The sequence below is a fragment of the Roseibium sp. SCP14 genome (assembly GCF_040329475.1).
Classification (GTDB): domain Bacteria; phylum Pseudomonadota; class Alphaproteobacteria; order Rhizobiales; family Stappiaceae; genus Roseibium.
In genome coordinates this window covers 407,381-418,627 of the sequence record NZ_JBDZYH010000005.1, presented here as the reverse complement: position 1 = coordinate 418,627, position 11,247 = coordinate 407,381, and the positions used below count along the sequence as shown (strand labels likewise).

The following is an 11,247-nucleotide window of genomic DNA, read 5'->3' as shown; positions in this document are numbered from 1 at the left end:
CATATGTAAAATCGATAAAGAGGATGAAACGATAAGGCGTTCTTATGGAAACGCAGGCCTCTTTTATGCGACCCGGAGCCTTGTCCGGACGAGCTTTTCAAATCCGTTCCGTTGTCCGGCAAAACGTAATTCATGCCCGAATGGACAAAGCGAAGACTGGTTGTCCGGGTGTGCAAAGGCAGATTTCTCATAAGCTCCTCCCCCCTTGCACCTTAAGCCGTTGATTCCGACGCCAGACCCCTGTCGGAAACCGACATTTCCGAGGTCCTTGACGCCTGCCTGGCTGCCACATGAACCGTGACGTTCGCCTGTTTCAGCGCAGCGCTTAAGGCTTCCACCGGTCTGGCATCTGTCACCAGGTCAGTGACCTTGTTGAACGCGCAACACACGTAAGGGGCGCGGGCTTCGAACTTGCGGCGGTCGGCTGCGATCACCATGCGCTCCGTCCGGTCCGCCAGGACGCGCGTGAGATCGGCCTCCGCAGGGTTGGAAGCAAGGAACCCGACCTTGTGGGATATTGCATCCGCTCCGCAAATCACGGCGTCGTAGTTGAACCGGCAAGCGAATTCTTCCGTGGCCCGGCCGAAACTGCCGCGCTCGGAGCGAATGACTTCGCCTCCGGCAAGGTGGACGCGGGTCCCGTTTTGGTCTGCAAGAGAAGCGACAGTCGAAATGGAATTGGTGACGACCGTCAGGCCGTTCAGGTCACGCAATTGCTCGGCGACGTGAGTCGTTGTCGAACCCACGTTGAGAAAAACCACCATGCCATCCGAAATCAGATTGCGGACAGCACGCCCGATGCGTGTCTTTTCCTTGGTGTTCTGTTCAAGGGCGCCGGAATACATCGGCGAGCCCTGCGACCTGGACAGGTAGGTGCCGCCATGAACCCTTTCGACCTTTCCGATCTTGGAAAGCGACTTGACCAGACGGCGCACGGTCTCTTCGGAGACATCCATGACCTGCGCAATCTGTGCATTTCTTGCAGAGCCTCCCAACCTTGCAAGAACATCGAGCAGTTCACGTCCCCTATGAGGAATTTTTTCCTGTTCTCCACCCATACGTTCATTAACCCACATTTCCGGCCATGAATCCACAAAAAAACAAAAAAATAGATAGATATGTGTTTTTTTTACCGATTTTGCCGGAAATACGTTCAAAAGCACACAAAATAGGCATCGCTTCAGGTGAGAGCGGCTTCGCAACTCCCCCGTGTCAGCACACAGGATCCGCTGGTCGGCCAGGATTGAGGCCGACCTATCAGTTCCATATTTCTCTTTTATGACAATGTGTTCGAGCGAAGGGTCTGTGGCCTTACTTGTGCCGCGAGCGCGTCACGGCTCCGTCTTCGGTAATCATGCTCATTGCCAGCGTCTGATCGCGGTTTTTCATCTGATGACGCAGCATCTGGCGCGTCAGGCGAGCCAGATCGGACTGGTAGTCCGGATGGTCCGCGACGTTTTCCAGTTCTCCGCCTTTCGTGTGGTCGAAAAGCAGCGGTGGAAGATCTGCGGCAAATTCCACGAGAGTAAAGCGCTCGTCACGCATGCGGCAAAGGTTCGAATCGAGGGCCGTGGTGCCAAGGTCTTCCTGCCACGGAGTTTCCGAAATCGGGTCGCCGAAATCCAGCTCGGAAAACGCATAGGTTTTCCAGTTCGCAGGCGTTTGCCCATCCAGAAACGGCAACAGTGATCTGCCATCCATGGAATTGGGGATCTCCTGGCCGACCCAGTCCAGAATGGTCGGCGTCAGGTCGATTGATTCGGTGAATTCCTGAACGACCTGTCCAGCCTGGCTGCTCTTGCCTGGCGCACGTATGATGAGAGGTGTGTGATAGGCCGCATCGTAAACGGTCATCTTGCCCCAGCTATGACGGTCACCGAGCATTTCGCCATGGTCGGCGGTCAAGACAATCAGCGTATTGTCGTATTGCCCGCTATCCTTGAGGTATTGCAGCACGCGGCCGATATGCTGGTCGACTTCGCTCGCCAGCCCGAGATAGATGGATCGGAGCGTTTTGATGTTCTCGTCGGTTTCTTCCAGCTCCGGGAAACCTTCAACAAAGCTGGCTGCATTCGCCTTCCTGATCAAAGGAGCGAAGAACCGGTGCAGAGCTTTTTCAGCTTCCTTGCTCTCGAGCCTGTTGGGGAGAGGAAGCTTCTCCGGTGAATACATGTCGTTGAACGGCGCGGGAGCGACCAGCGGCGGGTGCGGCCGGATATAGGTCAGGTGCGCGAACCAGCTTTCCTGACGATAGGCCGGCATCGTGTTGAGGAAAGAGTTGGTCAGAAAAGCCGTGTCGCTGTCCTCTGCCGCATAAAGCGCCGGATCGTTGAGCTTGGGAGCGCCACCCGTCGGGGAGACGGGTTTGTAGACATCCCAGTATTTGTCGAACTTGTAACCCCGGTTGATCAGGTGCGACTGCCACGGATAGGACATTTCCAGCCGCATCTCTGTCATTTCGTGGAAGCCGTTCATCGGAAACTCGTACGACTTCAGCGCAGGGTCGTTTGCCGGATAGGCTCTTGGGTCCTGAGAGGTGTCGGTGTAGCCGAACAGAAGCGGCATGTAGCCGGATTTGCGCATTTCAGTGGCAATGTTCGGGGTGTCGTGCCGCAGCGGCGTACCGTTTCGGACCGAACGATGGTTCATCGCATACTGGCCGGTCAGGATCGATGCGCGCGAAGGGCCGCAGGGGTTCACGACGGAATAGTGGCGATGAAAGCTGACCGCATCGTCCGCAAATGCGCGCAGGTTCGGCAAGTCAACATACTCCGCCAACTCACCGAAGACGCAATCGGCGCGTAGCTGATCGATGATGATGAACAAAACATTCCGGCTGTCGTGCATGTTGAATTTCCTCCTGGACCAATCTCCACACGCTGAAACGTTCCGAGTCAGTCGGGCGGAAATTCATCCGTGTTTCTAGCAAGATCGAACACCTTTTTCCGAGCAAAATGATCGCGTCCCGATCACTTTGCACGAACGCTGAACCAGATACGCACCCTCAAATGCGCCTTTTCGCCAGCAGGATGTCGATCGTAGAAATTACGTCATTTTGTGTGTTTATGAGGGGTTTTGTGATTTTTTGCAAAAAGATTATTGCGTTTTTGTGGATTTAATGAGGTAATGATGAACGTGATTGTATGTTGTGAGCTGGCTAAATGATTACTCATTCCCATAGGGAGCTTGAGTTATTGAGTGTTTTGCGCAGGCTCGGCGGCTCTGCCCGGAACGCCGATCTTGCAAAAGCCCTGGACGTTTCCGAGGAAACCGTGCGGCGCGCGGTCAAGGCGCTGTCGAAAAGCGGTGCGGTGGCCCGTGTTCACGGGGGGGCCTATCTCGTGGGTGCGCAGGGCGATCCAAGTTTTTTCCGGCGTATTGCCCAGCATGAAGATGAAAAGCGGAAGATTGCGGTTGCGGTTGCCGAACATGTCGAGGACGGCATGTGCCTGTTCCTGGATGTCGGTACGACAACCGCATTTGTTGCCGAAGAACTGCGTGGATACGCACGCCTGACCATTGCCACCAACTCGATCGGTGTCGCCCAGGCGCTGGTGAACCACAATGGCAACAGCGTGCACCTTCTCGGAGGAGAAATGCAGCAGGATGAACGCGGTACGTTTGGCTCTCTGACGGAGGCGCAGGCGAGGGGATTTGCTTACGATCTGGCGCTTCTGAGTGCCGACGGTCTCTCCAGCTCCCACGGGTTTCTTTATGTAAATGCCAGTGAAGCCCAACTCGGGACCGTTGTCGGACAATGCAGCGACAAGGTTCTGATCGCTCTTGATCATTTCAAATTTGAAAAACGTGCACCCTACCGGGGCCTGACCCTGGATGAGGTTGATTTCCTGGTAACGGATGTGCCGCCCACCGGGGACCTGTCGCATCGGATCGCGAGCGCCGGAGTGGAAATTGACATTGCATCGCGTGACCTGAATGAGGCCCAAAATGACTGATTACAGCGCGCATGCGTTGCACATGGCAAACATCGGCGCGGAGGCGGCCCGTGGATACTTCCGTGGCCGGCTCGGCATCGAATTCAAGGAAGACGAGAGCCCGGTCACTCAAGCTGACAAGGCCGTGGAGTCGAAGGTCCGGGCCTATCTTGCCGAGCAGTTTCCCGACCATGGGATATTCGGTGAAGAGCACGGAATAGAGGATGTGGACGCCGAAAACGTCTGGATCATCGATCCGATCGACGGTACCCGGTCATTCCTGTCGGGGCACCCTCTCTTCGGTTTCCTGCTTGGGCACCTTGTTGAAGGAACGCCGCGTCTGGGCGTCATCGGTATGCCCGCTTTGCATGAAACATTCATGGGAGTGAAAGGCGAGGGAGCAACGCTCAACGGCGACGCTATTCACACTTCCGGCCAGACGGAACTCGATCAGGCCATCGTGTTTATAAACGAGGGCGAAAAGCTCTTCCGGGACAAGCCCGGGGTGTTCGATCGTCTCATGAAAACCGGGCAAACCCGCCGTTTCACCTATGACTGTTACCCGCATGCCCTTCTGGCAGCAGGTCACGTTGATGTCGTGGTTGATTACGATTTGCAGCCTTATGACTACCTGCCGGTTTCGGCGGTGGTCGAGGCTGCAGGCGGCATCATGACGGATTGGCAGGGCAATGCGCTGACGTTGCAGTCGGATGGATGCGTGGTCTCGGCCGCCACACCCGAACTGCATGCTCAAATGCTGAAATTGCTGGATGGCTGACCATGGCGATCGTTAGTTTCCTCATAAGCCTGTTTGGTGCAACCATGCTGCTCCTCTTTGCGGTGCGCATGGTGCGAACCGGTATTGAGCGGAGCTACGGTGCTTCTTTCAAGCGCCTGCTGACCGGGCAAAGCGGGCAGATGCAGGGCAGTCTGATGGGAATCGGATTGGCAATTGTCCTGCAGAGTTCAGCCGCCGTCGCGCTACTTGCCGCCGGGTTTGCGGCGGGCGGTCTCCTGAGCTTCGGCATGGGACTGGCGATCGTTCTTGGCGGCGACCTGGGCTCCGCCTTCATTATCCAGATCCTGTCCTTCAAGCTGGATTGGCTCGTGCCGCTGCTGCTGGCGGTAGGCGGTTGGCTTTTCGTCAAGACCGAAACGCGCAAATGGCGACAACTCGGCCGGATATTGATGGGCGTCGCCTTCATCCTGATTTCGCTGCGTTTCCTACGCGAAGCCATGGACCCCATCCGGGACAGCGCCTTTCTTCCCGCCATCGCAGCCTATCTTGAGCGGGATTACATCACCGCCTTCATCGTCGGTGCGGCGTTGGCATTTGTCATGCATTCAAGCGTTGCTGCCATCCTGATGTGCGTCACGCTGGTGCAGATCGGGGCGATTCCGTTTGCCGCCGGCCTGTCGCTGGTGCTTGGCGCGAATTTCGGCAGCGCATTCATTCCGGTCTGGCTGAGCCGCGGCATGCCCATTCCGGCGCGCCGGATACCGATGGCCAATCTCATTCTCAGGGGAACATTGGCGATCTGTGTTCTGTTCGTGTCGCAAAACGTCCTGAGAGCCGGGCTGGTTGGAAATCCGGATGGCGGCCAGATGCTGGTTTATGCCCATATGGGCTTCAACGCTCTGCTGCTTATTCTGGCGTTGCCGTTCTGTAACTATCTGGCCAGTCCGATGGAGCGCATCCTGCCTGAGGCAGGCGGCGATCAGAAGCAGGGTGTCGACATCGCACACAAGCCCGTCAGCGTTCTCGACGAAGCAGACCTGGAAGTCCCTGCACAGGCGCTTACCAGCCTGAAGCGTGAATTGTTGCGCATGCTTGGTGTTGTTGAGGCCATGTTCCGCCCTGTGCTGTCGCTCTATGAACACGGCGAAAAGGAAGCTATCCGATCGCTGCAGGCGATGGATCTTGATGTGAACGAGTGTCTTTCCGGCATTCGTTCCTACGTGGCCTCCATTCCGCAGGAAAGTTTCGGCAAGGAAAATACGCGCGCGGCGCTCGATCTGGCGGAATACGCAATTCGCCTGGAGACGGCCGGGGATGTCGTTTCAAAACGCCTGGCTGTCCTTGCCAATGAGCTGCGCAAGAAAAAGGCGAAGTTTTCAAAGGCCGGATGGGAGGAGCTGGTGGATATGCACGAGGCGATCCTGTCCAACCTCAAGCTCGCCTCGAACGTTTTGATTTCGGACGACCTGGAAAGCGCTCGCCTGCTCAGCCTTGAAAAGACGGAACTGAAGCGTGCCGAACGCCAAAGCCGAAAGCGGCATCTGAAACGCCTTCAGGGCGGTAATGCGGAAAGTTTCGAGACCAGCGACATTCACCTGGAGACGCTCCGGGCGTTGCGCGAATTCAACAGCCACATTGCGGCCGTTGCCTATCCGATCCTCTACGGAAACGGACAGCTGCTGGAGACCCGATTGATTGAAAACATGCCTGAAGAAGGAGGTTCGGTATGACGGAAGCCGTCGAGATTCTGAATGCCGAAGGCAAGGGACGTGTCGTCATCCTGTGTGAACATGCCTCCAGTCATATTCCTCCGCAATACGACAATCTGGGACTTTCGGCCGCTGACAGCGTCAGCCATGCCGCCTGGGATCCGGGTGCACGCGACCTGTCGCTGTTCCTCTCCAGGGCACTGGATGCCCCGGTTGTCGCTTCGCGCATTTCACGGCTTGTTTACGATTGCAACCGGCCGCCGGAAGCTCCCGGTGCCATGACCGAAAGGTCCGAGGTGATTGATGTGCCCGGCAACCGAGGCCTGTCAGCTGAGGACCGCCAGGCGCGGGTGAGGACTGTCTACAAGCCGTTTTGCGATGCGGTCGGCAATGTACTCGACAGCCACGGTACAGACACCGTGGTGGTCACCGTGCACAGCTTTACCCCGATCTATTTCGGCAAGCCGCGTTCGGTTGAAATCGGTCTGCTGCATGACAGTGACAGCAGGCTTGTCGATGAAATGCTGGACCACGCCGGGTCCCTTTCTCACCGCCGTGTTGCCCGCAACGAACCCTACGGTCCCGAGGATGGCGTAACGCATTCCCTGCAGATCCATGCGCTCAACCGGGGTTTTGCGAACGTAATGATCGAGGTGCGCAACGATCTTCTGAGCACGCCGGAAGACATTGATGAAATCGGGCAGGAACTGCTGAGCCTATTGCTTCCTGCCCTTGAAAAGATCACGAATGGGGAGACTGTTTCGTGAAAGATGTTTTGAGTTTTGACAGCCTGAAGGCACAAGTGGCCGAAGGCGAAGTGGATACGGTTCTTGTTTGTCTGGTCGACATGCAGGGCCGCTTGATGGGCAAGCGTTTTCACGCCGGTCATTTCATCAATGGTGCCTACGAGGAAACCCACTGCTGCAACTATCTGCTGGCAACCGACCTGGAGATGGCGACGCCGGACGGCTACGCGTCGACTTCGTGGGAAAGCGGATATGGCGACTATGTCATGAAACCGGATCTTTCCACGTTGCGTCCGGTTCCCTGGCTTGATGGCACGGTGATGGTTCTGTGTGACATTCTCGACCACCACACGCATGAAGAAGTCACGCATTCGCCTCGCGCTATCCTGAAGAGGCAGGTGAAACGGCTGGACGCGATGGGCTTTGATGCCAAAATGGCAACGGAACTCGAATTCTTCCTGTTTGCCAAGAGTTTCGACGAAATCCGGAAGTCGGGTTTCCGCGATCTGGAGCCGATTTCAGGCTACAATGAGGACTATCACATTCTTCAAACCACCAAGGAAGAGCATGTGATGCGTCCGATCCGCAATCATTTGTGGAACGCCGGCATTCCTGTCGAGAATTCCAAGGGTGAGGCCGAGACCGGACAGGAAGAACTCAACATCAAATACGCAGACGCCATGGATACGGCTGCGTATCACACGATTGCCAAACATGCGGTCAAGGAAATCGCCTGGCAGAACGGACATGCCGCGACCTTCCTGCCGAAGTGGAACCACAACAAGGTCGGATCCTCGAGCCACGTCCACCAGTCTCTGTGGCAGGACGGCAAACCGGCCTTTTTCGATGAAGCCGATGAACTCGGAATGTCGAAGCTGATGAAGTCCTACATGGCGGGACTGCTCAAATACGCCCCTGATTACACCTACTTCATGGCTCCTTACATCAACAGCTACAAGCGCTTCATGAAGGGGACGTTTGCACCGACCAGGATCATCTGGTCCGTGGACAACCGGACGGCAGGGTTCCGCCTGTGCGGTGACGGAACCAAGGCCATTCGTGTCGAATGTAGGATCCCGGGCTCTGACATGAATCCCTACCTTGCCATGGCGGCCATGCTGGCGGCAGGCATCGCCGGTATTGAAGAAGAGCTGGACCTTCAGCCACCGACAAAGGGCGATGTCTATCAGGGCGAGACGGGCATGATCCCGGGAACACTGCGGGAAGCGCGTGAGACGTTGCGGACCTCGGAGATGTTGAGGGCCGCCTTCGGAGATGATGTGGTGGACCACTACACCCGGGCTGCCGGAGTGGAAATTGAGGATTTTGAACGCGCGGTGACCGACTACGAGATCCAGCGCGGCTTTGAACGTGCCTGATCTGAGGCACATCCAGACACAACCCTTTTAAAAGAAGGAAATCGGCATGAGCCGGAGTTTGAAATGTATCTCGCCGATCGACGGGTCGGTGTTTGCAGAACGTGAAACCCTGTCGCACGAAGAAGCTTTTGAAGCCGCCGGAAAGGCTCGCGCGGCCCAGGTTGCCTGGTCCCAACGCCCGCTGCAGGAGCGCATCGACCTGGTCATGGCAGGTGTTGCGGCGGTCGGCGCGATGAATGACGAGATCGTGCCCGAACTGGCGCAGATGATGGGGCGTCCGGTCCGCTACGGCGGGGAGTTCGGCGGTTTCAACGAGCGGGCCAGCCACATGGCCAAAATCGCGGAAGAAGCTCTTGCCGACATCAAGGCCGGGGAAGACGAGAATTTCCTGCGATACATCAAGCGCATCCCGCACGGTGTCGTGCTCGTGGTCGCACCCTGGAACTATCCCTACATGACGGCAATCAACACGGTTGCTCCGGCGCTGATCGCAGGCAACGCGGTCCTGTTGAAGCACGCAACCCAGACCCTGCTGGTGGGTGAGCGCATGGCAAGTGCCTTCCACTCAGCCGGCGTTCCGGAAGACGTTTTCCAGAATGTCTATCTGGACCATGACACGACATCGGAGTTGATCCGCGAACGTGCGTTCGATTTCGTCAATTTCACCGGTTCGGTTGGCGGCGGCAAGGCCATGGAGAAGGCTGCGGCGGGAACCTTTACCGGTGTCGGCACGGAGCTTGGTGGCAAGGATCCGGGCTACGTCATGGAAGATGCGGACCTCGATGCGGCCGTCGATACGCTGATAGACGGTGCCATGTTCAACTCGGGTCAATGCTGCTGCGGTATCGAGCGGATTTACGTCCATGAGAGCCTTTATGACGCCTTCCTTGAAAAGGCGGTCGCGATCGTGAACGGCTACAAGCTCGGTAACCCTCTGGACGCTGAAACGACGATTGGTCCGATGGCAAATGTCCGCTTTGCTGACGAGGTGCGTGCTCAGATCGCCGAGGCTGTCGAAGCCGGTGCGGTCGCGCATGTCAAAACCTTTGCAGAAGACGATGGTGGCGCCTACCTGACGCCGCAGATCCTGACCAACGTTACCCATGACATGCGGGTGATGCGGGAAGAAAGTTTCGGGCCGGTTGTCGGCATCATGAAGGTGTCTTCCGACGAGGACGCGATCCGTTTGATGAACGACAGCGATTTCGGTCTGACCGCGTCACTTTGGACCCGTGACATCGATCGGGCGGTTCGTGTAGGGGACCGGATCGAAACCGGAACCGTGTTCATGAACCGTGCCGATTACCTCGATCCGGGCCTTTGCTGGACCGGATGCAAGGATACAGGGCGCGGAGGTGGATTGTCGGTGATCGGCTATCACAACCTGACACGCCCGAAGTCCTACCACCTCAAGAAGGCCACAAGCTGACGCGGCCGATCCGCTGATGTGAACCGACAGTTCCCGAGCCTGCACCTTGGAAGGGGCAGCCGGGGCACTGTTGGAGAAATTGAAAACAGACGATCAATGAGCTGGCGCGCGAGCAGTGGCATGTTGCCTGGCGCGGTCAGCCTCTTTAACAGGAAACATGTCGATGAGCCTTGTTGGAAACTGGTCTTATCCGACCGCAATCAAGTTCGGTGCAGGACGTATCAACGAACTGCCCGAGGCGTGTGCCGCGACGGGAATGAAGAAACCGCTTCTGGTCACCGATAAGGGGCTTGCGGACCTGCCGATCACCAGGTCGACGCTCGACATCATGGAAGCAGCAGGTCTGGGCCGTGGACTGTTCTTCGAGGTTGATCCGAACCCGAATGAAAAGAACCTTGAAGCCGGTGTCAAAGCCTATAACGCAGGTGGTCATGACGGCGTGATTGCGTTTGGCGGCGGGTCTGGTCTCGATCTCGGCAAGATGGTGGCCTTCATGGCCGGTCAGACCCGTCCGGTCTGGGATTTCGAAGATATCGGCGACTGGTGGACGCGCGCCGACGCCGACGCCATAGCGCCAATCATCGCCGTGCCGACCACCGCCGGCACCGGATCGGAAGTCGGGCGTGCAAGTGTCATCACCAACTCCGAAACCCACGTAAAGAAAATCATCTTTCATCCGAAGGTTCTGCCATCCGTGGTCATTTGCGATCCGGAACTGACTGTCGGCATGCCCGGATTTATCACGGCCGGAACGGGGCTGGACGCTTTCGCGCATTGCGTGGAGGCTTTCAGCTCGCCGCATTATCACCCGATGAGCCAGGGCATCGCACTGGAGGGAATGCGTCTGGTCAAGGATTACCTGCCACGCGCTTATGAAAATGGCAGCGATATCGAGGCACGTGCTCACATGATGTCGGCCGCCGCGATGGGGGCAACCGCCTTCCAGAAGGGGCTCGGTGCAATTCATGCCATGAGCCACCCGATCGGAGCCGTTTTCAATACGCATCACGGCACCACCAATGCCGTCTGTATGCCGGCTGTTCTTGACTTCAACGCACCGGCCATTGCCGACCGCTTCAACACGGCAGCGGCCTATCTTGGGATCCAAGGCGGTTTTGATGGCTTCCGCGCATTCGTGAAGGAATTCAATGACAGTCTTGGTATTCCGAGCAGTCTTTCCGAGCTCGGCGTCACGGAAGATGCCATTCCGGAACTGGTCAAGGGCGCGCTTGTCGACCCGAGCTGTGGTGGCAACCCGATCGAGCTGACCGAAGAAAATCTGACCAACCTGTTCAAGGCCGCCCTCTGAC

General features: G+C 57.1%; 9 protein-coding genes. 7 read left to right on the top strand and 2 right to left on the bottom strand.

The genetic code is table 11. From position 1 onward, the window contains the following. Window positions 1-212: 212 nt before the first annotated feature. Entirely contained in the window at window positions 213-1,076 is an 864-nt protein-coding gene (locus ABLQ08_RS22045; protein WP_352946427.1) for a DeoR/GlpR family DNA-binding transcription regulator, read from the bottom strand. A gap of 235 nt (window positions 1,077-1,311) precedes the next feature. After that, window positions 1,312-2,847 (bottom strand): alkaline phosphatase family protein, encoded by a 1,536-nt coding sequence (locus ABLQ08_RS22040; protein ID WP_352946424.1) that lies wholly within the window; start codon window positions 2,845-2,847, stop codon window positions 1,312-1,314. 314 nt (window positions 2,848-3,161) lie between these two features. On the opposite strand from ABLQ08_RS22040, the gene ABLQ08_RS22035 reads away from it, so the two are divergent. The 7 genes from ABLQ08_RS22035 to ABLQ08_RS22005 all read left to right on the top strand — a co-directional run bounded on the left by ABLQ08_RS22035 (window position 3,162) and on the right by ABLQ08_RS22005 (window position 11,246). Next, complete coding sequence (locus tag ABLQ08_RS22035; protein ID WP_352946421.1) at window positions 3,162-3,956, top strand: DeoR/GlpR family DNA-binding transcription regulator; 795 nt, start codon at window positions 3,162-3,164, stop codon at window positions 3,954-3,956. Further along, entirely contained in the window at window positions 3,949-4,713 is a 765-nt protein-coding gene (locus ABLQ08_RS22030; protein ID WP_352946418.1) for an inositol monophosphatase family protein, read from the top strand. The genes ABLQ08_RS22035 and ABLQ08_RS22030 overlap by 8 nt, the downstream gene beginning before the upstream one ends. A gap of 2 nt (window positions 4,714-4,715) precedes the next feature. After that, entirely contained in the window at window positions 4,716-6,404 is a 1,689-nt protein-coding gene (locus ABLQ08_RS22025) for a Na/Pi cotransporter family protein (protein WP_352946415.1), read from the top strand. Then, window positions 6,401-7,150: an N-formylglutamate amidohydrolase gene (locus tag ABLQ08_RS22020; protein ID WP_352946412.1), complete on the top strand. Its 750-nt coding sequence runs from the start codon at window positions 6,401-6,403 to the stop codon at window positions 7,148-7,150. Before ABLQ08_RS22025 ends, ABLQ08_RS22020 begins: the two co-directional genes overlap by 4 nt. After that, a complete protein-coding gene (locus tag ABLQ08_RS22015) occupies window positions 7,147-8,508 on the top strand; it encodes a glutamine synthetase family protein (RefSeq protein WP_352946409.1) in 1,362 nt (453 codons plus the stop codon). Before ABLQ08_RS22020 ends, ABLQ08_RS22015 begins: the two co-directional genes overlap by 4 nt. Before the next feature lie 46 nt (window positions 8,509-8,554). After that, window positions 8,555-9,937 (top strand): aldehyde dehydrogenase family protein, encoded by a 1,383-nt coding sequence (locus tag ABLQ08_RS22010; RefSeq protein WP_352946407.1) that lies wholly within the window; start codon window positions 8,555-8,557, stop codon window positions 9,935-9,937. A 163-nt stretch (window positions 9,938-10,100) separates the two neighbouring features. Further along, window positions 10,101-11,246: an iron-containing alcohol dehydrogenase gene (locus ABLQ08_RS22005; protein WP_352946405.1), complete on the top strand. Its 1,146-nt coding sequence runs from the start codon at window positions 10,101-10,103 to the stop codon at window positions 11,244-11,246. Window position 11,247: the final 1 nt, after the last annotated feature.